Source organism: Nocardia carnea, from assembly GCF_029869215.1.
Classification (GTDB): Bacteria; Actinomycetota; Actinomycetes; order Mycobacteriales; family Mycobacteriaceae; genus Nocardia; species Nocardia carnea_B.
In genome coordinates this window covers 1-24,866 of sequence record NZ_JARWPM010000367.1, presented here as the reverse complement: position 1 = coordinate 24,866, position 24,866 = coordinate 1, and the positions used below count along the sequence as shown (strand labels likewise).

The 24,866-nt window shown below is 68.6% G+C and carries 16 protein-coding genes; 8 read left to right on the top strand and 8 right to left on the bottom strand.

Annotated features, from left to right (window positions below; genetic code table 11):
* The 3 genes from QH276_RS25895 to QH276_RS25885 form a co-directional block, all read right to left on the bottom strand.
* Positions 1 to 9,453, bottom strand: a 9,453-nt coding sequence (locus QH276_RS25895; protein WP_280406929.1) for a non-ribosomal peptide synthetase, incomplete at its 3' end; no start/stop codon positions are given.
* Between the two features lie 360 nt (positions 9,454 to 9,813).
* Positions 9,814 to 10,572 carry a precorrin-4 C(11)-methyltransferase gene (cobM, locus tag QH276_RS25890; RefSeq protein ID WP_280402152.1) on the bottom strand — a complete coding sequence of 253 codons (759 nt, stop codon included), beginning with the start codon at positions 10,570 to 10,572 and terminating at the stop codon, positions 9,814 to 9,816.
* A gap of 187 nt (positions 10,573 to 10,759) precedes the next feature.
* The gene (locus QH276_RS25885) at positions 10,760 to 11,185 is read right to left on the bottom strand and encodes a PPOX class F420-dependent oxidoreductase (protein ID WP_280402153.1); all 426 of its coding nucleotides are present in this window, start codon (positions 11,183 to 11,185) and stop codon (positions 10,760 to 10,762) included.
* Between the two features lie 153 nt (positions 11,186 to 11,338).
* Here QH276_RS25885 and QH276_RS25880 point away from each other — a divergent pair, with 153 nt between their 5' ends.
* Together QH276_RS25880 and QH276_RS25875 are read left to right on the top strand one after the other, a co-directional pair.
* The gene (locus QH276_RS25880; protein WP_280402154.1) at positions 11,339 to 11,686 is read left to right on the top strand and encodes a DoxX family protein; all 348 of its coding nucleotides are present in this window, start codon (positions 11,339 to 11,341) and stop codon (positions 11,684 to 11,686) included.
* Between the two features lie 214 nt (positions 11,687 to 11,900).
* Positions 11,901 to 13,280, top strand: coding sequence for an MFS transporter (locus tag QH276_RS25875; protein ID WP_280402155.1), 1,380 nt, complete (start codon positions 11,901 to 11,903; stop codon positions 13,278 to 13,280).
* Between the two features lie 151 nt (positions 13,281 to 13,431).
* On the opposite strand, the gene QH276_RS25870 is transcribed toward QH276_RS25875, so the two are convergent.
* Both QH276_RS25870 and QH276_RS25865 read right to left on the bottom strand, forming a co-directional pair.
* A complete protein-coding gene (locus tag QH276_RS25870; RefSeq protein ID WP_280402156.1) occupies positions 13,432 to 13,941 on the bottom strand; it encodes a hypothetical protein in 510 nt (169 codons plus the stop codon).
* Complete coding sequence (locus QH276_RS25865; protein ID WP_280402157.1) at positions 13,938 to 14,237, bottom strand: hypothetical protein; 300 nt, start codon at positions 14,235 to 14,237, stop codon at positions 13,938 to 13,940. The genes QH276_RS25870 and QH276_RS25865 overlap by 4 nt, the downstream gene beginning before the upstream one ends.
* Before the next feature lie 359 nt (positions 14,238 to 14,596).
* On the opposite strand from QH276_RS25865, the gene QH276_RS25860 reads away from it, so the two are divergent.
* Complete coding sequence (locus QH276_RS25860) at positions 14,597 to 15,949, top strand: 2OG-Fe(II) oxygenase (protein ID WP_280402158.1); 1,353 nt, start codon at positions 14,597 to 14,599, stop codon at positions 15,947 to 15,949.
* Positions 15,950 to 16,056: 107 nt separating this feature from the next.
* Here QH276_RS25860 and QH276_RS25855 read toward each other — a convergent pair whose 3' ends face one another.
* The 3 genes from QH276_RS25855 to QH276_RS25845 all read right to left on the bottom strand — a co-directional run bounded on the left by QH276_RS25855 (position 16,057) and on the right by QH276_RS25845 (position 17,752).
* Positions 16,057 to 16,626: a hypothetical protein gene (locus QH276_RS25855; RefSeq protein WP_280402159.1), complete on the bottom strand. Its 570-nt coding sequence runs from the start codon at positions 16,624 to 16,626 to the stop codon at positions 16,057 to 16,059.
* An 11-nt stretch (positions 16,627 to 16,637) separates the two neighbouring features.
* A complete protein-coding gene (locus QH276_RS25850; protein WP_280402160.1) occupies positions 16,638 to 17,030 on the bottom strand; it encodes a type II toxin-antitoxin system VapC family toxin in 393 nt (130 codons plus the stop codon).
* Between the two features lie 116 nt (positions 17,031 to 17,146).
* A complete protein-coding gene (locus QH276_RS25845) occupies positions 17,147 to 17,752 on the bottom strand; it encodes an SACE_7040 family transcriptional regulator (RefSeq protein ID WP_280402161.1) in 606 nt (201 codons plus the stop codon).
* A gap of 94 nt (positions 17,753 to 17,846) precedes the next feature.
* Between QH276_RS25845 and QH276_RS25840 the strand changes: the two genes are divergently transcribed.
* From QH276_RS25840 to QH276_RS25820, 5 genes are all read left to right on the top strand, one after another.
* Entirely contained in the window at positions 17,847 to 19,463 is a 1,617-nt protein-coding gene (locus QH276_RS25840) for a carboxyl transferase domain-containing protein (RefSeq protein WP_280402162.1), read from the top strand.
* Positions 19,464 to 19,468: 5 nt separating this feature from the next.
* The gene (locus QH276_RS25835; RefSeq protein WP_280402166.1) at positions 19,469 to 21,634 is read left to right on the top strand and encodes a biotin carboxylase N-terminal domain-containing protein; all 2,166 of its coding nucleotides are present in this window, start codon (positions 19,469 to 19,471) and stop codon (positions 21,632 to 21,634) included.
* A 36-nt stretch (positions 21,635 to 21,670) separates the two neighbouring features.
* Positions 21,671 to 22,831 carry an acyl-CoA dehydrogenase family protein gene (locus QH276_RS25830; protein ID WP_280402163.1) on the top strand — a complete coding sequence of 387 codons (1,161 nt, stop codon included), beginning with the start codon at positions 21,671 to 21,673 and terminating at the stop codon, positions 22,829 to 22,831.
* On the top strand, positions 22,828 to 23,358 hold the full coding sequence (locus tag QH276_RS25825) for a MaoC family dehydratase (RefSeq protein WP_280402164.1): 531 nt from the start codon (positions 22,828 to 22,830) through the stop codon (positions 23,356 to 23,358). Before QH276_RS25830 ends, QH276_RS25825 begins: the two co-directional genes overlap by 4 nt.
* Positions 23,359 to 23,422: 64 nt before the next feature.
* Positions 23,423 to 24,268: an HpcH/HpaI aldolase/citrate lyase family protein gene (locus tag QH276_RS25820; RefSeq protein ID WP_280402165.1), complete on the top strand. Its 846-nt coding sequence runs from the start codon at positions 23,423 to 23,425 to the stop codon at positions 24,266 to 24,268.
* Positions 24,269 to 24,866 lie beyond the last annotated feature (598 nt).

Below are 24,866 nucleotides of genomic sequence, written 5' to 3'. Positions count from 1 at the left end.
GAGCGCGAAGAAATCATCATCGGCACCGATCCGCTCCACACCGAGAACATCGGCGAACACATTCGCCACGATCTCCTCGATCGGAGTCGACGGCGCCCGGAACTCCCGCGCCTGGAACACCGGCTCCGGCAACGCCTTACGGTCCAGCTTCCCGGAGGTGTTCAACGGGAACGCGTCGAGTTCGACCACCGCCGCCGGAACCATATACACCGGCAACACATCACGCACGGCATCCAGCAGATCGGCCTGCACGATCCGGGCGCCCGGTGCGGGCACCACGTAGCCGACCAGTTGCTCACCCAGATCGGAGCCCGCCACCGTCACCACAGCCTGGCTCACCTGCGGCTGCGCCAGCAACGCCGACTCGATCTCCCCGAGTTCGATGCGCTGACCACGGAACTTCACCTGGAAATCCGTACGACCCAGATACTCCAGCACGGGTACACCGTCGACCCGCGTCCAGCGCACGAGGTCGCCCGTGCGGTACATCCGCGTACCCACATCGAACGGGCTGGCCACGAACCGATCCGAACTCAGATCCGGACGCGTCACATAGCCCCGGGCGAGTTGATCACCCGCGAGATACAGCTCACCCGTCACGCCCTCGGGCACCGGATGCAGCCGTGAATCCAGCACGTAGACACGGCTGTTCCATTGCGGCACACCGATCGGCACACTGCCCGACTCGGCACCTGTGGCCTGCCAGTAGGTGATCGACACCGCGGCCTCGGTCGGGCCGTAGAGGTTGTGCACCGCGGCATCGGAGACCGCGTGCATCGCGGTCACGGTTTCCGGCGGCAACGCCTCACCGATCACGAACACGTGCTGCAGGGTCGGGATCGAACCGGTAGCGGTGTGTGCGGCAAACACCGTCAGCATCGACGGCACGAAGTCGGTCACCGTCACGTTCTGTTCGGCGATCACCCGCGCGAGGTAGGCGGGATCACGATGTCCGTCCGGCGTGGCGACGACCAGGCGGGCACCCGCAGCCAAGGGGAGGAAATAGCCCCACAGCGAGACGTCGAACGTGGTCGCGGTCTTCTGCAGGTACACGTCCTCGGCACCCATCGGGTACTGCGCGAGCATCCACGCGACCTGATTCGCGATCGCCGAATGCGGCACCGCCACACCCTTCGGCCGACCCGTCGAACCCGACGTGAAGATCACATACGCGGAATTGCTCGGCCGCACCGGGCCGAGTCGATCGGCATCGGTGACAGTCGAAGCCTCGTAACCGCTGGTGTCGAGGGTGTCCAGCTCCAGTACGGGCACACCTGTCCCCTCCGGAACAGCACCCGCATCAGCAGCAGTGGTCAGCAGACAGACCGGTGCCGCGGTATCCAGGATGTAACCGATCCGCTCGGCCGGATGCGCCGGATCCAGCGGCACATACGCACCACCCGCGGTGAGCACGGCATACATGCCGACCACCAGGTCGACCGACCGCGACACCAGCAAACCGACCAACGACTCCGGACCCACACCCTGCGCGATCAGCAACCGCGCCAAGCGGTTCACCCGGCCCGCGAACTCCCCGTAGGTGAGATCGGTGCCCTCGAACGACACCGCCACCCGATCCGGATAAGCGGCCGCCGCACGCTGGAACCCGTCCAGCAGCAGGCTTTCCGGCAGCGCATGGTCGGTGGTGTTCCACTCCGCCAGCACGCGCGCGCGTTCACTGCGGTCCAGGACGTCGAAATCCCCGACCGGCAACGACGGATCCGATACGGCGGCTTCCAGCAACCGCACGAAACGGTCGGCGAACGAGGCCGCGGTACCGGGATCGAACAGATCGCGGGAGAACGACAGTTCGCCCAGCATCGGGGAATTCGTATCGTCGCCCATGCCGCGGAAATTGAGCGACAGGTCGAATTTCTCGAGCCCGATCTCGTAGTCGACCGGCGCCACCCGCAGTTCCGGCAGTTCGAAATGCCGGTCCGGGAGGTTCTCGAACGACAACGCCACCTGGAAGAACGGATGCCGGGCCTGGGACCGGGTGGGGTTCAGTACCTCCACCAACCGCTCGAACGGCACATCGGCGTGCGCGAACGCCTGCAGGTCTGTATTACGCACCTCGGCAAGCAGATCGGCGAAGGTCGTGCCGCCCTCGACCTGGGTGCGCAGGACCAGCGTGTTCACGAACATGCCGACCAGGTTTTCCAGTGCCGGCTCACCGCGACCCGCGACAGGTGTACCGACGGCGATATCGGATTCCCCGGTCAGCCTGGTCAGGAGTGCGACCAGCGCACTGTGCACCACCATGAACGGCGACGCGTTGTGCCGGCGGCCCAGTTCCGCGATCCGGCGCCGCATATCCGGGCCGATCACGAACGAGTGCACGCCACCCACATACGACGAGACCGCGGGCCGCGGACGATCCGCGGGCAGCGCCAGTTCGTCGGGAATCCCGGCCAGCTGCTGTTTCCAGTACCGGATCTGGCCGGAGATCAGCGAGTCGGGGTCGTCCTCGGAACCGAGCACCTCCCGCTGCCACAACGCGTAATCCGCGTACTGCACCGGAAGTTTCACCCAGGCCGGCGATTCCCAGCTGATCCGGGCCGCGTAGGCGGCCATGACATCGCGCGCCAGCGGCCCGATCGACCAGCCGTCGGCGGAGATATGGTGCACCACCATACCGAGCACGTACTCGGTCTCGCTGATCTCGAACAGCCGGGCGTGCAACGGCACTTCGCTGGTGACGTCGAAGGCCATCGTCGCGAGATCGGTCAGGTGGTCGATCAGTTTGTCTTCGCGGATCCGGAACGGCGTGAGGTCCGGAACCACCTGCGCCGCATCGAGAATCACCTGCACCGGGGTATGCCCGGTTTCCGGGAACACGGTGCGCAGGGATTCGTGCCGGTCGATCACATCGATCACCGCGACCTGCAACGCGGCCACATCGAGTTCACCGGACATCCGGATGGCGATGGGAATGTTGTTGACCGCGGATTCGGTGTCGTAGCGGTTGAGGAACCACATCCGCTGCTGCGCCAGCGACAGCGGGATATCGCCCTCGCGGCTGCGCGGGACCAGCGCCTGGCGGGCGCCCTCGCCGACATGCGATTCGACCCGGGCGGCGAGCGCCATCACCGTGGAGGCCTCGAACAGGGTGCGCACCGGTACGCGGGTGCCCAGAGCGGCGCCGAGCCGCGCCGCGACCTGCGTCGCGATCAGCGAGTTACCGCCCAGCTCGAAGAAATCGTCGTCGAGGCCGACTCGTTCCACCCCGAGGACCTCGGCGAACACGCCCGCCACGATTTCCTCGATGGGGGTGACGGGGGCGCGGAAGGTCTGGGTCTGGAACTGCGGTACCGGCAGCGCGCGGCGATCAAGCTTGCCCACCGGGGTCAGCGGGATCTCGTCGAGCACCATGATCGAGGACGGCACCATATAGCCGGGCAGCCGGTCCTGGATATGCGCGGTGAGCGCCGGCACCTCGATCGAATGACCCGGTGCGGCAACGACATACGATGCCAGAGACATCGCGCCCGAGACATTCTCGTGGCCGATCGTCACGGCGAAGTCGACGGCCGGGTACGAGGTCAGCGCGGCGTCGATCTCGCCCAGTTCGATGCGGAAACCGCGCACCTTCACCTGGAAGTCGTTGCGGCCCACGTATTCGACGGTCAGCGCGCCGGCGGCGTCGCGGCGCCAGCGCACCACGTCACCCGTGCGGTAGAGACGCGCGCCGGGTTCGCCGTAGGGGTCGGCGACGAAACGACCGGCGGTCAGCGCGGCCCGCGCGTGGTAACCGCGGGCCAGCTGGATACCACCGATGTACAGCTCACCGGTGACACCCTCCGGTACCGGGTTCAACCGGCTGTCCAGGACCAGCGACCGCATCCCGCGCACCGGCCCGCCGATGGTGACCGGCATTCCGGGAACCAGCGGGGCGCTGATATTGGACATGATCGTGGTCTCGGTGGGGCCGTACCCGTTGTAGAAATCGCGGCCGGGCATCCCCGCCCAGCGGGCCACCAGATCGGCCGGAACCGCTTCACCACCGGCGACGATGGCCCGCATCCCCGACAACGCGTTCGGATCCAGCGAGGCCAGCACCGACGGGGTGATGAAGGCATGGGTCACCCCGGCCGTCTCGATCAGATCCGCCAGCTCCGCACCGCCGTACATCATCGGCGGCACCACCACCAGCGTCCCCGCCGACCCGATCACCAGCAGCAACTCCAGCATCGAGGCGTCGAACGACGGCGACGCGAAAGCCAGTGCGCGGGTGGAGGTATCGAGTCCGTACCGCTGCACCTGTTCGACGCTGAAGTTGCGCAGGCCGGCATGGGTCACCGCCACGCCCTTGGGCAGACCGGTCGAACCGGAGGTGTAGATCATGTACGCCGTGTTCGAGGTGCGCAGCGGCGCGCGGCGATCCGCATCGGTGATCGCGTCCACCGGGCTCGCCAGGATATCCGCGGCGAATTCCGGATCGTCGAGGCTGATCCAGCCGCCGGACAGCGGCGGCAGTTCCGCGAGCTCCTCGTCCTCGGTGAGGCCGAAGGCGGCGCCGGAATCGGTGACCATATGGGCGATACGGTCGGCCGGGTAGGTGGGGTCGATCGGGACCAGCACCGACCCGGATTTGACGATCGCCCACAGGGCCAGCTGATAACGCCACGAACGGCTCAGTGCCAGCGCGACCGAGACCTCCGGCCCCGCACCCCGCTCGATGAGGACCCGGGCCAGCTGGTTCGACGCGGTGTCGAGCTCGGCATAGGTGTAGGCCTCGTCGTCGGCGAAGACCGCGATGCCCTCGGGGTTGGTGATCGCCGCGGCGGCCAGCAGGCCGGCCAGGGTATCGGGCTGTGCGGCCGGTCCACCACTGCAGCTGGTGAGTTCGGCGCGCTCGGCGGTATCGAGCAGATCGATCGCGCCGACGCCGATCTCCGGATCCGCCACGATGACGGCCAGCAACCGCTGCCAGCGCGCGACGAACGAGGCCACGGTCGATTCGTCGAACAGGTCGGTGGCATAGGACAGCACCAGTCCCATACCCGTCGGCTCGCCCCGGCCGCCCCGCTTCTCGGTGATCGTCCACAGCAGGTCGAACTTGGCGATATCGAGTTCGATCTCCTCGGCGCTGATCGTCAGCCCCGGAACCTCGAGGGTCGCGTGCGCGATCTCCTGGAACGAGAGCATCACCTGCACCAGCGGGTTCACCGCCTGCGAACGCGCCGGATGCACGATCTCGGCGATCCGCTCGAACGGCACATCCGCGTTGGCGAAGGTCGCCAGATCCCGTTTGCGGGTTTCGGCGAGCAATTCGGTGAACGTCTGCTCGTCGTCGATCTCCGAGCGCAACACCAGGGTGTTGACGAACATACCGATGAGATCGTCGAGTGCGGCCTCACCACGTCCGGCGACCGGGGTGCCGATCCCGATATCGGTGGTTCCCGACAGCCGGGACAGCAGCACCGCCAGCGACGCGTGCAACAGCATGAACAGGGTGACGCCCTGCTGCCGGGCCAAAGCCTCGAGCCGGGCGTGCATCTCGGCATCGATATCGGCCGATACCCGGTCGCCGCGGAAACTCTGCGCCGGTGGCCGCGGCCGGTCGGTGGGCAGTTCCAGCTGATCGGGCAGACCCGCGAGCTGTTCGCGGTGGAAGGCGATCTGGCGCGCGGCAACGGATTCGGGATCCGATTCCGAGCCGAGCAGTTCGCGCTGCCAGAGGCTGTAATCCTGGTACTGCACCGGCAGCTGCGGCAACTGCGGTTCCGAGCCCGCGGCCCGCGCCAGGTAGGCGGCGGCGACATCACGCGACAGCGGCCCCATCGACCAGCCGTCGGCGGCGATATGGTGCAGCACGAACGCGACGGCGTATTCGGGGGTGCCGTTGGAGCGGCTACCCGTCACTTCGTAGATCCGCCAGCGGAACGGGAGTTCCCGGGTGACGTCGAAACCGATCGCCGCGAATTCGGTGAGCGCGGTGTGCAGGCCGGCCGCATCGATCGGCTCGACCGGAACCTCCGTCTCGATCTCGTCGATCGGCAGCACCAGCTGGTAGCCGCCGTCCTCCGATTCGGGATGGATGGTCCGCAGCGACTGCTGCCGCGCCATCACATCGCGCATCGCGGCCTGCAGCGCCGCCAGATCCACCTGACCCTTCATCCGGATCACGAAGGGCACGTTGTAGGCCGGGATCGACGGATCGAACTGGTTGATGAACCACATGCGCTGCTGCGCCGGCGACAGCGGCACCGCCTCGACGACCTCGCCGGAGGCGAGCACCCGGGTCGGGCGCTGCTGCGGCAGCAACGGCCGGCGCCGGCCGGACCCGGCCTCGTCCTGCAACCGGCGGGCCAGCCCGGCCACGGTCGACACCTCGAACAGCATGCGCACCGGCACCTGGGTGTCCAGGGCCGCGCCGAGCCGGGCCGCGACCTGCGTCGCGATCAGCGAGTTACCGCCCAGCTCGAAGAAGTCGTCGTCCGCGCCGACCCGTTCGACACCCACGACCTGCGCGAAGGTCGCGGCGACGATCTCCTCGACCGGAGTCGACGGTGCCCGGAACTCCCGGGTCCGGAACATCGGCTCGGGCAGCGCCTTACGGTCCAGTTTCCCGGACGCGTTGAGCGGCAATTCGTCGAGCACCATGAGCGCCGCCGGCACCATATAGGTGGGCAGGGTCTCGCCCAGGAACCGGGTCAGCTCGTCGGGATCGGCCGTCTGTCCCGGCGCCGGAACCACGTACCCGGCCAGATGCTGACCGGTCGCGGTCTCGACCACCAGCACCACGGCCCGGCCGACGGTGGGATGGGCCAGCAGATCGGTTTCGATCTCCCCCAGTTCGATGCGCTGGCCGCGGAACTTCACCTGGAAATCGGAGCGCCCGACATAGTCGAGCGCACCGTCCGGACGCCACCGCACCAGGTCGCCCGTGCGGTACATACGCTCGCCCGGCGCGCCGAACGGATCGGCGACGAAACGTTCCGCGCTGAGGTCCGGGCGCCCGTGGTAGGCGCGCGCCAGCTGCCGGCCCGACAGATACAGTTCACCCTCGGCACCGACGGGAGCCGGCCGCAGCCGCGAATCCAGCACGCGGATCCCGACGTTCCATTCCGGGACACCGATCGGCACGGTGCCCGTTTCGGCACCCTCGGCATCCCAGTAGGTAACGGAGACCGTGGCCTCGGTGGGGCCGTAGAGATTGTGCAGGCGAGCCCGCGAAATCGCGGCCACGGCGGCGACGGTCTGCCCCGGCAGGGCCTCACCGATCACCAGCAGTTGGCGCAGCGATTCGAGTTGCTCGGGGCGGGCGTGGGTGGCGAACTCCGCCAGCACGGACGGCACGAAGTCGGTGACGGTGACCCCGCGCGACGCGATCGTCTCGGCGATATAGCGCGGATCGCGATGCCCGTCCGCCGCGGCCAGGACCAGCGTGCTCCCGGAGATCAACGGCAGGTAGTACCCCCAGACCGAGAGGTCGAAGGTGGCCGCCGACTTCTGCAGGTAGACATCGTTTTCGGTAATACCGAACTCGTTGCGCATCCACAGCTGCTGGTTGACGACAGCACTGTGCGGGACGGCCACACCTTTCGGGCGGCCGGTGGTGCCCGAGGTGTAGAGAACATAGGCGGTGTTGTCCGGCCGCAGCGGTGCCACCCGTTCGGCATCGGTGATCGGCTCCGCCGAGTAGCCGGACGTATCGAGGGTATCCAGTTCGACGACCCGTACCGCGCCGGGCAGTTCCATCCCGTCCGTGCTCACCGTCAGCACACAGACCGGTGCCGAGCTCTCCAGTACGTAAGCGGTGCGATCGGCCGGATGGTCGGGGTCGATCGGCACGTAGGTGCCGCCCGCGCGCAGGACCGCGTGCATGGCCACGACCAGTTCGAGCGAACGGCGCATCCCGAGCGCGACCCGGGTCTCCGGGCCCACCCCCTCGGCGATCAGTTTCCGGGCCAGCCGGTTCACCCGGGCGCCGAACTCCGCATAGGACAGAGTTGTCCCCTCGAATTCGACCGCGGGGCGGTCCGGGGTCCGCGCCTGCTGAGCGTCCAGCAACGCCGGCAGGGTCGTGACCGGCACCTCGTGTGAGGTATCGGTCCAGGTCCGGGTCACCGCCTCGAGTTCGGCGGCGGTCGTGATATCCAGCCGGCCCACCAGTTCGTCGGCGCCGGCGGTGAGGAAGCGGTCGAAGAACTCCAGGAACCGGGCGTGATGGGTATGGGTGTCGGTGTCGCTGTAGAGGTTCGGGTTCGCCTCGAAGTCGATATGGAACTCGGTACCGCCGACGGACTGATAGAAGTTGACCGCCAGGTCTTCGACGTTGCCGGTGGTGAGCACCTGGACGTTACCGACCATCTCACCGAGGCGGATCTCGTCCTGGAACAGCATGATGTTGACCCACGGACCGAAGAAGGACGTGGTCACCGCGGCGCCGCCGGCGGCGTCGCGGCGGATGTCCTCGTGCCGGTACCGCTGATGGCGCAGTGCGCCCGAAACCTCGAGCTGCACCTGTTTACGCAGGTCGGCAATGGTGCTGTCGGCGCCGACGCGCAACCGCAGCGGCAGAATCGTCGACGACACACCACCGGAGCGCCGCATGGTGGCCGTGGTGCGGGCGGTGACCGGCAGGCTCAGGATCACCTCGTCGGCACTGTTCCACCGGGCCAGGTAGGCGGCGAACGCCGCCAGCAATTCCTGGGCGGGCGTGGATTCGTGCCGCCGCGCACAGTCGTCGAGCAGCCGGCGGCTCTGCGCGCTCAGCGCGGCGCGAGCCTCCGATTTCCGGGCGGCCGGCGCGGCCGACCGGGTGGCCAGACTGCTGCCTTCCTCGAGGCCCGCGATCCGCTCGGCCCAGTACTGTTTGTCCGATTCGAAACGGCTGCTACCGCGGTAGGCCATTTCCTGCTCGTACAGGTTGTGCAGCGTGGCGGCCTTCGACGGCGCCGGTTCGGTCCCCGCGCGGTACGCCGTGTACAGCTCGGCGACCCGGTTCATATTGTTCATCGCGCCGTAGCCGTCGAGGACCACGTGGTGGGCGCGGGAGTACCAGTACCAGTGATCGTCGGCCAGTTGCAGGGCGAAGCTCGCGACCAGGCGATCTGTGGTCAGATCCAGCGGGCGGCTGTAGTCCGCGCGCATCCACTCCTGCGCCGCGGCCACCGGATCGTCGGCGTCGCGCAGATCGATATGGCGGACCTCGTCGCTGTCGGCGATCGAATAGTCGACCCACTGCCGCGGCTCCCCGCCGTCTTCGGCGATCCGCAGCAGCGGCGACCCGAGGTCGCGCGAGGCGTCCCGGCTGGCACGGGTCAGGGTGGCGATATCGAGGTCACCGCGCAGTTCGACATACTGCGCGATATTGACCGGTACCTGTGGGTCGAGGTGCTGCACATACCAGATGCCCAGCTGCGCGGGCGACAGCGGAAACGGCTTCCCATCGGTAGCTGCCGTACCACTGTTCGTACCGTTCCCGCCGTTGTCCAGCCGGTCCAACCGTAACCTCGCTTCCGGGCCGCGCGCGTGCGCTTCCCCTCAACACCCGGAAGAGACGCGCACCGCCGGTAGCGCGACGTCCGCTGTTCCAGGTCCACTTCTCGTTCGATCAGGCAGAAATGTCCATCGGAAGTATCCGTTTATCGGGCCGAGGATGTTACATCGGACGCCCGGTACCACCCGGCAGGCCGAGTGCCGTAGGACACCCTGTACCCGCACCCGCGCGCCGACTCCTGACCACCGACCCAATCTACCGTCGCACCGGCGCGACACCAACCGCGTTCCGCCGACGGGGGCACCCGGACACGGCCGTATCCGGAGACGTCCGGGCACCGCCCACCGAATGTGTCCTTGCGGTACTTATCCCGTCAGGTGCGCGCGATCGCGCGCCGGATCGTAAAGGTGTGATTGCGCACAGGCCACCTCCGTACCGAGCGCACGGCCCACCAAGATCACCGCCGCCTGCCGCAGCCCCGCCGCCTCGACCCGGTCGGCGATCCCGGCCAGGGTGTCGCGCAGTACGACCTGGTCCGGCTGGCTCGCACGGTAGACCACCGCGACCGGGCAGTCGGGCCCGTAGTACTCGGCCAGTTCCGCCGCCAGCTCCCGGATGCGCGTCACGGCGAGGTGCAACGCCAAGGTGGCGCGGGTCCGGGCGAATCCGGACAGTGCCTCCGACGCCGGCATCGCCGTCGACCGGGCTTGCATCCGGGTCAGCACCACCGACTGCGCGACTTCCGGAACCGTCAGCTCCGTACCGAGCAGCGCGGCCGCCGCCGCGTACGCCGGGACACCCGGAGTGATATCCCACGCCACCCCCGCCGCGTCGAGCCGGCGCGTCTGCTCGGTGAGCGCCGAATATATAGAGGGATCACCGGACACCAGCCGGGCCACCTCCCGCCCGGCCGCGGTCGCCCGCACCAGCTGCGCGGTGATCTCGTCGAGGTCGAGGCGCTGGGTGTCGATCAGCTCGGTACCGGGTGCGCAGTGGGCGATCACCTCGGGGTCGAGGTAGGTCCCGGGGTAGAGACATACCGGGCACCGCCGCAGCAGCTCCACCGCACGCACGGTCAGCAGATCGGCAGCGCCGGGGCCGGCCCCGATGAAGTGCACGGTCATGGGGTCGAGCATAGGACCGCCGGCACCTACGACCCCCGCCGCACCGACGACCGCCCCCACACGCCCCACCGGACGGCGGCCATGTACTCCCGCGGGCCCGGCGCAGAAACCCACACCTCTCGCTCACATCGGTCAGCGCACCCCGCCAGCCGGATGCGGAGCCGCCCGCCGGCGGAACGGCTGTATATCAGCCGACGGCGTCGAAGAAGGCGATGACCTTGGTCGGCCGCACCCGCACCAGGAGTTCACCGGGTACGCCGTTGCGGCGGCCGAACTCGTCGGCGCGGGCCGTACCCATATAGCGGCCCCCGATCGCGGTCGCCGTGCGCAGCAGTTCCGCGGGATCCTCCGAGAGGGTCACCGTACCCTGGATCTGCACCGCCGCGTACGGCGGCTCCTCGAGGTCCACCACCAGCGCGATCCGTGGGTCACGCTGCAACGCCTTCCCCTTCGCCGTGTTCTTGCCCGTGTTGAACACGAGCTCGTCACCGTCGAGCAGGAACCACACCGGAGTCACCACCGGACGCCCGTCGCTCGCGGTGAAAGCCACCTTGGCGGTGCGGGTTCCGTAACCGAGGAATTCGCGCACCTTGGGATCGGAAAGTGAGGCCATGCGGACCACCCTAGGGTGACCCGATCGCCCGCCGGGTCAGCCGATCGGCGCGTCGGACCGAACGCGGTCACGGCGGGATGTCACACCCGGGTGGCCGATGTCGTCGATCCGGTACCCCGCCGGATTCGCCGGTCACAGAAGAAATGGTGCGAGATGAACATCGCTTACTACATCGTCGGAACGCTGACCGCCGCATGGGTCGGCTTCTCGGGCTATTCGCTGTTCTCGAAACAGCAGTTCGTCGTCGAACCCCTCGAGCAGTACGGTGTGCCGCGGTCGTGGTGGAACTGGCTGGCGCTGGCCAAGACCGCCGGGGCGCTGGGCCTGCTCACCGGGTTCGCCCTCCCGCCGGTCGGTATCGCCGCGGCCATCGGCCTCATCCTCTATTTCCTCGGCGCCACCGCGACCGCGTTGCGGGCCCGCTCGTACAAGACCGCGGTCTTCCCCCTGCTGTACCTGACCCCGGTCGCCGCGACGCTCATCCTGCAACTGGCCCGGTAACCCGCCGGGCGGCCGCGGGTACACAACCCGTGGTCCCTGTGGACAAGCGAGCACGCCCCGCGCCGCCGGCCCGTTGACCTCCGCGGCCAACCGTTCCCGCTGATCGGACAGCGTACGAACCAACCCGGCCGAATCGCCGGTGCCGCGGCGGCGTGCGGGCGATACTCCGAATGGCCCCCGCTGCCGGTGGGGGCCGTGCGTGTGAGGAGTTGCGATGAGCGTGGTGGACGGGGCGGAACAAGCCGGGGGCGGCGCGCCCCCCGACCGGGGCGGCCTGCGGCGGGTCGTCGCCGCGTCCATGGCCGGGACCGTGGTGGAGTGGTACGAGTTCTTCCTCTACGGCACCGCGGCGACGCTGGTGTTCAGCAAGATCTTCTTCCCGGAATCCGACAGCGAACTCGACGCGATCCTGAAAGCCTTCCTCACCTACGCGGTCGGTTTCGCGGCCCGGCCGCTCGGCGGCCTCGTCTTCGGGCATTTCGGCGACAAGTACGGCCGCAAACGGCTGCTGCAGTTCAGCCTGATCCTGGTGGGCGCGGCGACATTCCTGATGGGCTGCCTGCCCACCTACGACCAGATCGGTTACGCGGCGCCCACCCTACTGGTCCTGCTGCGCTTCTTGCAGGGCTTCGCCGTCGGCGGCGAATGGGGCGGTGCGGTGCTGCTGGTCGCCGAGCACAGCCCGAACCGCAGCCGCGGTTTCTGGGCGAGCTGGCCGCAGTCCGGCGTCCCCGGCGGCAACCTGCTGGCCACACTCGTCCTGCTGGGCCTCACCGCGACCCTCTCCGACGACGCCTTCCTCTCCTGGGGCTGGCGGATCGCTTTCTGGCTCTCGGCCGTGGTGGTACTGATCGGCTACTACGTGCGCACCAAGGTCACCGACGCACCCATTTTCACCGCGGCCCAGCGCACCGCCGAACAGGTCCGGACCTCGTCGTTCAGCGCGATCGAGGTGCTGAAGCGCTACCCCCGCGGTGTGTTCACCGCCATGGGCCTGCGCTTCGGCGAGAACATCATGTACTACCTGGTCGTCACCTTCACCATCACCTATCTGAAGGTCCGGCACGATATGGCGACCGACGACATCCTGTGGTGGCTGCTCGCCGCCCACGCCGTCCATTTCGCCGCGATCCCGCTGGTCGGCGCCCTCGCCGACCGGCTCGGCCGGCGCCCGGTCTACCTCATCGGCACCCTCGCGGCCGGCGCCTGGGGTTTCTTCGCCTTCCCGATGATGGACACCGGCAACGGCTGGGTGATCACCGCCGCCATCATGCTGGGCCTGATCGCCCACGCCTTCATGTACGCCCCGCAACCGGCGATCATGGCGGAGATGTTCCCCACCCGAATGCGCTATTCCGGTGTATCCCTCGGCTACCAGGTCACCTCGATCGTCGCGGGCTCCCTCGCCCCGGTCATCGCGGTCAAACTCCTGGACGTCTTCGACTCCCCGGTCCCGATCGCCGTCTATCTCGCGGCGGCCGCCGCGGTGACCGCGGTAGCCGTGCTGGTGGCCCGTGAAACCAAGGGCTTCGACCTGGCCGACGTCGACCGCGCCGACGCGGCCCGCGACACAACGGCCACCGTCCGGCTCTGAGCGCGAAGGGCTGGTTTGGGATCGGCTCGAATGGCTAGATCGCCCCATGCTGGAGGGAGTTGAACAACCAGCTTCCTTCGGCCCGCCCCGCCGGACGCGCTGTTGAGCAGCCGGCTACCTGTCCCGGCCCGAACCCGTGCCGCCCGGGACCTCACCCGGCGGCGGCCAGCGCAGGCATGAGGTCGATTGTGCTTCGGTGACAGGAAGTGAGGGCGCCGGAGGTGGTGAGCACGACCGTGGCGAGGTCGACGGCGAGGGTGAGATCGTCTTCGGGGAAACCGAACAGCGACACCGTGACCGCGGGTCCGGCGGAGAATCGTGGATCAGTGGCGTAGGCGGGGCAGCCGGACAGGAGCATGACCGCGGTGGCGAGCCCGTACACATCATCGTCGCCGGTGTGGCCGATACCGGTCGCGGCGGCGGTGAGTGCGGTGTGCAGGGTGGGCGCCCCGGACGGCAGGGGCGGGTAGCGATCTGCGGTCCAGCGAGTCAGGGGCGCGTAGGCGTGCAGGTCGGTGCGGCCCAGCCAGCGGCGCCGACCGGAAGTCAGCACTCGGGTGACGGCGGCGCGCAGCCGCTCGGGTCGATCGATGATGGCCTGCAACCGGACATGTGCACAGTGCGGCGGCGCGACGGGCACCGGGGCGGGAGCCGCGGTCATACCGGCCCCCAAGGCCGATCGGCGGGGCGTTCGGGGCGCCGGGGCAGTGCCACCATGACCGATGCGGCGACCAGCAGCGCACCCGTTCCCGCGAATGCGGCGCCCGGCCTCGGGAAGACGATTTCGCCGCGATGGTGTTCGATCAGCACCAGGGCGGCCACGGGGCCCACCGCCCCCGCTATCAGAACCAGCACAAGCAGTCCGACGGTCAACACGCCGGGTGCGGGACGACGGGCGGCGTGGTGGCCGGCGGCCCGATGCTTTCCCGGCGGTCGGCGATACAAGGCGATAGTCATCCGAACCCTCCCGAATATGCTCCAGCGAGCGAAAGGCTGATCTACGGCGTAAATGACCATATACACCGACCGGCCGACGGAAGCTGCCCGATGCCCAACCGAAACCATCGAGCCCTCGGCTCCAAAGAAATCACCCCCTCAACTGCTGGTTAGCTCCGAGAATTTCGATAGCTAATTGATAGCCAAGACGGTTTCGCGCGCCTGTTCCGGACAGGGGCTGTGGATCCGCGCGAGCCGGTCGCCCCGGCCGGCGCCGTATCGACGCCGCCGGGGTCGTGCGCGGGGTGCCGGCGCTTGTGCCCGTTCGTCGGTGGGTCCTGTCAGGATGCCCGTGCACGTTGTCGAAACGGGAGAAGTGCATGACGGACAAGACTTTACGGTTGCTCGGCGAGCTCATGGGTGCGGTGCGGCCGACCGGTTCGTTCGCCGCGCGCCGGACGGGCTCGGCGGAGAACCTGGCGATCGAGGTCGATGGGGTGGGGCCGATCGGATTGCCGGTGCCCCCGGCGCAGGCGCGGCAACTGTGCGAGATCGCGCGGCCGGCGCGGTACGGCCGGCGCGAGCAGACGCTGTTGGACACGAATGTGCGCAACACCTGGGAAGTTCCGCTGGACCGGGTAACGATCGACGAGCGGTGGCGCGAAACGTTGCTGCCCGTGCTGGATACCGTGCGGGCGGAGCTGGGCCTGGCGCCGACCTGCGGCTTGTCGGCGGAACTGCATTCGATGCTGGTGTACGAGCCGGGGCAATTCTTTCGGCGCCACCAGGATTCGGAGAAGGCCGAAGGAATGATCGGCACCCTGGTGGTAACCCTGCCCTCCGCATTCACCGGCGGGGAGCTCGTGATCGAGCAGCAGGGGACGCGGGTTACCGATCAGGGTTCGCCGGAGGAGCTGTCGTTCGTCGCGTTCTACAGCGACTGCGAGCACGAGGTGCTGCCGGTCACCGAGGGTTTCCGGATCACCCTGACCTACAACCTGGTGGCGCGGGGGCGTACCGGGCCGGACGCCGCCGCGTACGCCACGCATTCGTCGGTCGCGCCGATCGCCGAGCAGTTGCGCGAACATTTCTCCGCACCAGTGGAGGTGCCGACGCGATACGCCGACGGCCGGCCGGCGACGCGCGTACCCCGTCAACTCGTCTACCTGCTGGATCATCAGTATTCCCAGCAGGGATTCGGGTGGGACCAGCTCAAGGGCCACGACTCCGCCCGCGCCGCGATGATGCTCGCGGCGGCCGGCGAGGCGGGATACGACGTATCGCTGGCGCTCGCGGAGGTCGAGGAAACCTACGACGAGGACTACACCTCGTGGATGTTGATCTACCGCGAGCGCTGGGAACGCGTCGAGGACGGGTGGAAATGTATCGAAAGCTCCGAAGTCGAGTTCGATGACGACGGGGAGATGGTGGAACCCGAGCACGCCGACCCCGCTGGTATCCCGGTGCGTGACAGCCTTCCGCTGGCCCCGGGATCGGACGATCTCGGCGATCTGCGCTGGTCGAATATCAGACTGACCTGGCTGATCGACCGGGCGGGTGCGGCCGGTGAGCCCGAGACGAGGGATATCCGGGACGAGGAGTTGTGCACGGGCGACTCGAATTCGACGCTGGAGCCGTTCGCGTCGGAAATCGAGGGCTATACGGGCAATGAGGGCAATACCGCCAGCTTCTGGTACCGGCGCGCGGCGATCGTCGTCCGGCCCCGGCAGTAGCTCGCCCCGGCGAGCAACCCTGCCGGCCCTCGGCCGTCGATCCTCCGGGCTCGCCCGGGTGAGGCGGCCGGAGTGGTCCGGCCGATGGGCGTGGCCGGTGCGGCAGATCAGCGTTCCGCCGTTTCGATCCGGTGCCAGGCGGCTGCGGCGGCCAGGTAGTACCGGCCGTCCTCGGCTGCGGTCGCACGCAGCGCGGGCAGGTCCGGTCGGGCGCTTGCCTCGATGGTGCGGACGTCGCGTTCCTGCGCCGCCTGCTCCCGGGCCGCCAGAGCCCGATTCGCCCGCTCGCCCAGCCCGGCTGCGAGCTCCGAGGCCGCGAGCGCGATCTGCGCTGCGACCATCGGGTCGCCGCACAGCAACAAGCCGAGCGCCGAGTGCACGACCTGGCCGGCCTCGACGGCCACCGACTGGAGATCGTGACCGTTGTCCGCCATACCGTCGAGCAAGTCTTGTAGCTCGTTGTAGACGGCGGCTACCTGCGCGTCGTCCACGGGCCACGGCTTCCATAAAAGGTCCAGGGCCCGCAACCAGGACTCGGAAGCAGCCTGCCCCGTGGACTCGCCGAGAGCCCAGAACGCGACGGCCCCGACGCGCTCCGCACAGGCTGCCACGAAGCCACCGGCCTGCTCCGCGGAGGCCGTGAAGGCGAAACCCAGCACACGCTCCGACAGCTGCATACCACTCATTGTCAGCCGGTCGGGCCGACGACTTCCACGTCGGGCATCCGCGCCGCCTTCTGCATTCCATCGTCCAAGGTCATCAATGGATACGAGAGTCGCTGCGCCAGCGCGATGTACCAGGCATCCGCATAGGTGGAGTTATCGATCAGCGCCACAGCACCAACCGAAACGGCCGGATCCCTGACCCGTTCCACGGGATGTGTGCTGAAGGCGGCGATCAAGGCGCGTGCCTGATCGAATTCCAGTTCCCCGCGACGCGCGAGCCGGATGAGTGCCGAACCGACCTCGAAATCCACGTGCAGTGGAGCAACGCACCCGGCGATGCGTATCCGCTCCGCATAGCCCGGCGGCAGCGCCCCACGCAGCAGATCGACCCAGACCGTGGCATCGACAACGATCACCCTTCGCCCCGGTCGTAGCCGTCGCGCACTTCACGCACCACTTCGGCTCCGGAGACCGTCGTCCTGCCGGTGATACCCAACCGGCGACCGCTACGGGCCCTTCAGCAGGAGCAGTGTCACTCGACGGAGCGGCCGGTCAGGGCGGTCAATGCCATCGAGCGCAGTACCGAGCGGGTGCGGCCGCGGGCCGGGCCGGCGCTGTGCGGGGTGGAGTTGAGCAGGCCGAAGACCGCGTGGGCCTGGATGCGGGCGGTGCCCTCGTCGAGCCCCGGGGTCAGGTCGCAGAGCACGCGGACCCAGATCTCGACATAACGGCGTTGGGTGCGGCGGATTTCGTGGCGGGCCGCGGGGGGGACGTTGTCGAGATCGCGGTCCTGGATGCTGATGAGTTCGGGTTCACCGAGGGCGAAGTCGAGGTGGAAATCGACCAGGCCGTCCAGCGCTTCGGCAGGGCCGGGCGCGCCGGTGGCGACCGCGGTGCCGCCCTCGAGGAGGCGACGGCTGATACCGACCAGCAACTCGACGAGCAGTGCCTCTTTGTTGGGGAAATGCCGGTACACCGCGGGGCCGCTGATACCGACCGCCGCGCCCAGGTCGTCGAGGCGCATGCCGAGGTAGCCGCGTTCGGCGATGAGCCGGGCGCCGGCGGTGAGCAACTGATCGCGGCGCTGCTGCTTCAACTGCTCGCGGCGCGTCGGGGTGGCAGAATCGGCGCTGGTCACCCGCGCTCCTTTCGCTCGCTCTGGACAACTCGGTTAGTCAAGATTAACCTCAATTCCAGTTATCAGCGACTAACTCAGACGGCAGGATCATGTGATGACCCGCACCGCGAGCCCACCGCCGGCCCCGCCGGCCACCGATAACCGGGCCGCCAATCTGGCCCTGGTCGAGGAGCTGCGCCGCCGCCTCGCCGAGACCGCCCGGGGCGGCCCGGAGAAGGCCCGGCAGCGCCATCTCGACCGCGGCAAACTGCTACCGCGCGACCGGGTGGACCAGCTGCTCGACCCGGGTAGCCCCTTCCTCGAACTCTCCCCGCTGGCAGCCAACGGGATGTACGGCGACGATTCGCCGGGAGCGGGAATCATCACCGGGATCGGCCGGGTGGCGGGCCGCGAATGCGTGATCGTCGCCAACGACGCCACCGTGAAGGGCGGCACCTACTACCCGATCACGGTGAAGAAGCATCTGCGGGCCCAAGAAGTCGCGCTGCACAACAACCTGCCGTGCGTGTACCTGGTCGATTCCGGCGGCGCCTACCTGCCCGAACAGGACGAGGTGTTCCCGGACCGGGAACATTTCGGCCGGATCTTCTACAACCAGGCCACGATGAGCGCGCGCGGGATCGCGCAGATCGCGGCGGTGATGGGGTCGTGTACCGCGGGCGGAGCGTATGTCCCGGCGATGAGCGACGAGGCGGTGATCGTGCGGGATCAGGGCACGATCTTCCTCGGCGGACCGCCGCTGGTGAAGGCCGCGACGGGCGAGGTGGTGACCGCCGAGGAGCTCGGCGGCGGCGCGCTGCATTCGCGCACGTCCGGGGTCACGGATCATCTGGCCGCCGACGACCGGGACGCGCTGCGGATCGTGCGCCGGATCGTGGGCACGCTCGGACCGCGCCCGGAACCGGCCTGGGCGGTGCGCGAAGCCCGCGAACCCGCCATCCCGGCCGACGACCTCTACGACGTGGTCCCGGTGGATCTGCGCACCCCCTACGACGTGCGCGAGGTCATCTACCGCCTGGTGGACGCCGGCGCGGACGGTGAAGCCGGCTTCCACGAATTCAAGGCGGAATACGGCACGACCCTGGTCACCGGGTTCGCGCATATCCACGGGCATCCCGTGGGCATCGTCGCGAACAACGGTGTGCTGTTCGGCGAATCCGCCATGAAGGGCGCGCATTTCATCGAACTGTGCGATAAACGCAAGATTCCGCTGCTGTTCCTGCAGAACATCACCGGGTTCATGGTCGGGCGCGACTACGAAGCCTCCGGTATCGCCAAACACGGCGCCAAAATGGTCACCGCTGTCGCGTGCGCGCGGGTGCCGAAGCTGACCGTGGTGATCGGCGGATCGTACGGGGCCGGGAACTATTCGATGTGCGGGCGCGCGTATTCGCCCCGGTTCCTGTGGATGTGGCCGAACGCCCGGATCTCGGTGATGGGCGGTGAGCAGGCGGCATCGGTGCTGGCCACCGTGCGCGGAGATCAGCTCGACGGTAACGGTCAGCCCTGGAGCGAAACCGATCAGGAGGCGTTCAAGGAACCGATCCGCCGCCAGTACGAGGCGCAGGGCAATCCCTACTATTCGACCGCCCGGCTCTGGGACGACGGGGTCATCGATCCCGCCGATACCCGGACCGTGCTCGGACTGGCTCTCTCGGTGTGCGCGCAGGCGCCGCTGGAACCGGTCTCCTACGGCGTCTTCAGGATGTGAGCACCGTGCTGAACTCGAATCATCCGCTTCCGTTCGACACCGTGCTGGTGGCCAATCGCGGTGAGATCGCCGTGCGCGTCATCCGCACCCTGCGCTCCCTGGGCCTGCGGTCGGTGGCCGTGTACAGCGACGCCGACGCCCACGCCGCGCATGTGCGGGCCGCGGATACCGCGGTACGGCTGGGTCCGGCGGCGGCGCGGGAGAGCTACCTGAACATCGACCGCATCGTCGAGGCGGCCCGCCGCACCGGAGCCGGTGCGGTACACCCCGGCTACGGCTTCCTCTCGGAGAACGCCGCTTTCGCCGCCGCTCTGGATGCCGCGGGAATCATCTTCCTGGGTCCGCCGGCCAAGGCGATCGAGATCATGGGCGACAAGATCACCGCCAAGACCACGGTGGCGGCCTCGGGAGTTCCGGTGGTACCGGGGATCGCCGAACCCGGCCTGACCGATGCCGATCTCCTTGCGGCCGCCGGCGATATCGGTTACCCGGTGCTGGTGAAACCGTCCGCGGGCGGCGGCGGTAAGGGTATGCGGCGGGTCGACGACCCGGCCGATCTGCCCGCCGCCCTGATCAGCGCCCGGCGGGAGGCCGCGGCCTCCTTCGGAGACGACACCCTGTTCCTGGAACGGTTCGTCACCCGCCCGCGCCATATCGAGGTGCAGATCCTGGCCGATACCCACGGCACCGTGCTGCATCTGGGCGAACGGGAATGCAGTCTGCAGCGCCGGCATCAGAAGGTGATCGAGGAAGCGCCTTCCCCGCTGCTGGACGCCGCGACCCGCGCGCGTATCGGCGCCGCCGCCTGCGCCACCGCGCGCAGCGTGGACTATGTGGGCGCGGGCACGGTGGAGTTCATCGTCTCCGCCGACCGGCCGGACGAATTCTTCTTCATGGAGATGAACACCCGGCTGCAGGTGGAGCATCCGGTCACCGAGATGGTCACCGGATTCGACCTGGTGGAATGCCAGCTCAGGATCGCCGCGGGACAGCGCTTCCGGGTGACGCAGGACGATATCCGCCTGCACGGCCACGCCGTGGAGGCGCGGGTCTACGCCGAGGACCCGGCCCGCGATTTCCTGCCGACCGGCGGCACGGTCGTGGACCTGACGGAACCGGCCGGGCCCGGTGTGCGCGTGGACTCCGGTCTCGCGGTGGGCACGGTGGTGGGCAGCGATTACGACCCGATGCTCGCGAAGGTCATCGCGCACGGCCACGACCGCGACTCCGCGCTGGCCGCGCTGGACCGGGCCCTCGCCGGCACCGCGGTGCTCGGCGTACGCACGAATATCGATTTCCTGCGTTTCCTGCTGGCCGATCGGGATGTCGCCGCGGGGCGCCTGGATACCGCGCTGCTGGACCGGCGGGCCGGTGATTTCACGCCGGAGCCCGTAGCCGACGACGTGTTCGCCGCGGCGGCCGTCTACCGCTGGCTGCGCCGGTGGCCGGAGGGTCCGGCGGATCCGTGGGCCTATCCGACGGGGTGGCGGGTCGGCGCGCTCGCCCCGACCCGGTTCCGGCTCACCGGCGGTGAGCGGACGGTGCACGTCTACCTCACCGGCACACCGGAATCGGCGGAGATGCGGGTCGAGGACGCCGAACCGGTGGCTGTCTCGGCCGAATTGGGCAGGGTGAGCGTGGTATCGGAGCACGGTGATCCGGTCCGGACGGTAACCCTCACTCTCGACGGAGTGTGCCGCGACTACCGGGTCGCCGAATCCGGTGACCACCTGTGGGTCGCCGGGCCGGCCGGGGTCGCGGTGGTGCGGGAACTGGCGGAGGAATCCACCCGCGCCGGCGACGCGGCCGTCCACGACGCCGAGATCCGCAGCCCCATGCCCGGGACGGTCCTCGCCGTCGCCACGACCTCCGGCGCCACAGTCGCGGCGGGCGACCCGGTGCTGGTGGTGGAGGCGATGAAGATGGAGCATTCGCTGACCGCACCACTCGGCGGGACAGCTGAGATCCTGGTGAAACCCGGCGACTCGGTGCGGCTCGATCAAGTACTCGCCCGAGTCCACCCCGAAACAGCGGCCCGCCCGGCGGCGGACGCTCCGGCCGACCCCGCGACGGCCGAGGCGGCGAACCCGGCGGCCACCGACTCCCCGGCGACCGGCCGTGCGGCAGCCGACGCCGCCACGTCCGAAACCGCCGCAGACCCCGCGTCCTGACGACGCGACAACTCCACTACCCGAGAAGAGGCACAGGTGAGCGATTTCCTCTCCACCGGCACCCTGCCCGAGCACTACCGCGATCTCGCGCTGACCGTGCGGGATTTCGCGAATCAGGTCGTCGCGCCCGTGGCGGCGAAACACGATGCCGAGCACAGCTTCCCGTACGAGGTTGTCGCCGGTATGGCGAAGATGGGGTTGTTCGGGCTGCCGTTCCCCGAGGAGTACGGCGGGATGGGCGGCGACTATTTCGCGCTCTGCCTGGCCCTCGAGGAACTCGGCAAAATCGACCAGAGTGTCGCCATCACCCTGGAGGCCGGGGTTTCGCTGGGCGCCATGCCGATCTACCGGTTCGGTGACGAGAAACAGAAACAGGAGTGGCTCCCCCGGCTCGCCAGTGGCGAGCACCTGGGTGCGTTCGGGCTCACCGAACCCGGCGCGGGCAGCGATGCCGGCGGTACCCGCACGACGGCCGTCGAGGACGGCGACAGCTGGGTCATCAACGGCAGTAAGCAGTTCATCACCAATTCCGGCACCGATATCACCGCGCTGGTCACCGTGACCGCGGTGACCGGGGAGACCGGCGGGAAGAAGGAGATCTCCACCATCCTGGTCCCGGCCGATACCCCCGGCTTCATCGCCGAACCCGCCTACAACAAAGTCGGCTGGAACGCCTCCGACACCCATCCGCTCAGCTTCACCGATGTCCGGGTGCCCAAGGAGAACCTGCTCGGCGAACGGGGCCGCGGCTACGCGAACTTTCTGCGCATCCTCGACGAGGGCCGGATCGCCATCGCCGCGCTGTCGGTGGGCGCGGCGCAGGGTTGCGTGGACGAATGCGTGCGTTACGCCGGGGAACGCGAGGCCTTCGGCCGGACCATCGGGTCCAACCAGGCCATCGCGTTCAAGGTCGCCCGGATGGAGGCCCGCGCGCATACCGCCCGCACCGCCTATTACGACGCCGCCGCCCTCATGCTCGCCGGTAAACCGTTCAAGAAGCAGGCGTCGATCGCCAAACTCGTCGCCAGTGAGGCCGCGATGGACAACGCTCGCGATGCCACGCAGATCTTCGGCGGCTACGGATTCATGAACGAATATCCGGTGGCCCGCCACTACCGGGACAGCAAGATCCTGGAAATCGGCGAGGGCACCACGGAAGTACAACTGATGCTGATCGGACGGGAGCTCGGCCTGTGAGTGGCGACAACAAGATCACCAAGGATGTCGAACACGACACCACCGGCCTACGCCGGGTCGTACAGTCCGGTTTGTGGTTCGAGGAATTGGAAACCGGTGTGCTCTACGAGCACCGGCCCGGCCGCACCATGACCGAAACCGACAATGTGCTGTTCAGCACCCTGACCATGAACAATCAGGGCCTGCACATCGACAAGGCCTACAGCGACGCCCAGGAACCGTTCCACGAGCGGCTGGTGAATTCGCTGTTCACCCTGGGCACGATGGTCGGGCTCGCCGTCGCGCACCTGACCCAGGGCACCACGGTCGCCAACCTCGGCTTCGAGGACGTGAAGTTCCCGGCGCCGCTGTTCCACGGCGACACCATCTATGTGGAAACCGTGGTCCTGAACAAACGCGAATCGAAGAGCCGGCCCGGCCAGGGCGTGGTGACCTTCCGGCATGTGGCCCGCAACCAGCACGGCACGATCGTCGGGATCGCGACCCGGCACGCCATGATCCGGATGCGCCCGGCGGAGCAGGTATGAGAGCCGCCCGGATCCGGGCCGTGCGAAAGCAGGCGCATCCGGGTACACGCAGGAGGAAACGCCAGTGACTGTTCCAGATACCGAGTGGCAGCCCGCCGGACCGGCCTGGCTGTTCTGCCCGGCCGACCGGCCCGAGCGTTACCGCAAGGCCGCCGACACCGCGGACGTGGTGATCCTCGACCTCGAGGACGGTGTCGCTCCCGCCGATAAACCCGCGGCCCGGAAGGCGCTCACCGAAACCCCGCTCGACCCGGCCACCACGGTGGTGCGGGTGAACCCGGTCGGCACACCGGACCACGAGCTCGATCTGCGGGCACTGCGCGACACGGACTACCGCCTGGTCATGCTCCCGAAAACCGAATCGGCCGAACAGGTCACCGGTCTCACCGGCTATTCGGTTTTCGCCCTGATCGAATCGCCCGCGGGCGCGCTGGCTATCGAGCGGATTGCCGCCGCGCCCAATACTCTCGGCGTGATGTGCGGGGTGGAGGATCTGGTCGCCGCCATGGGCGGTACCGGAACCCGGCGCGCCGACGGCAGCTATCGGGATGTGGCACTCCATCTGCGCAGCACCGGCCTGCTCGCCGCCAAGGCGCACCGCCGGCTCGCGCTGGACATGGTCTACCTGAACATTCGTGACCTCGAGGGGTTGCGTGCCGAGGCCGAGGACGCCGTAGCGGTGGGCTTCGAGATCAAGGTAGCGATCCACCCGAGCCAGATCCCGGTGATCCGCGCGGCCTACGCACCCTCGCAGGACGAAGTCGCCTGGGCGCAGGGCGTCCTCGCCGCAGCCCCGAACCACCGCGGCGTGTTCACCTACGAGGGTCGTATGGTGGACGCCCCACTTCTCCGCCACGCCGAACAGATCCTGCAAAGAGTCGGCGAGCAGGTACCCGGAGACGCCCACTGAATACCATCTCGACTGCCCCCACGCCGGAGCCGAACACACCCCGCGACGACGCGAACCTCAGCGGGGCCCTCGGAGGCCCACAAGCCCCGAAACCGAGCACCACCAGAGGCCACGCCGAGCCCAGCAAGGCCCCCAGAGATTCACAAACCCCGAAACCGAACACCACCAGAGGCCACGCCGAACCCAGCAAGGCCCCCAGAAGTTCACAAACCCCGAAACCGAACACCAGAAGCGACACCGAACACAGCAAGGCCCCCGACGGTGTTCACAAACCCGAAACCGAACGCAACCACGGCGGCGCCGAGTCTTACGAGGCCCTTGGAGGGTTTGGCCCGTGGCCCGGGGGGGGGGGGGGGGGGGGGGGGGGGGGGGGCGCGGGGGGGGGGGGGGGGGGGGGCGGGGGGGGGGGGGGGTGCGGGGGGGGGCGGCGCGGGGGGGGGCGCGGGCGGGGCCGCGCGGCGGGTGTGGGCGCGCTGGGGGGCGCGCCGCCGCAACCATCGCGCGGGTGATGGTCGCCAGATCCTCCGGCCCGGTGATGAACGGGGGCATCGCGTAGACGAGATCGCGGAACGGGCGCAGCCAGGCGCCGGCGGCGACC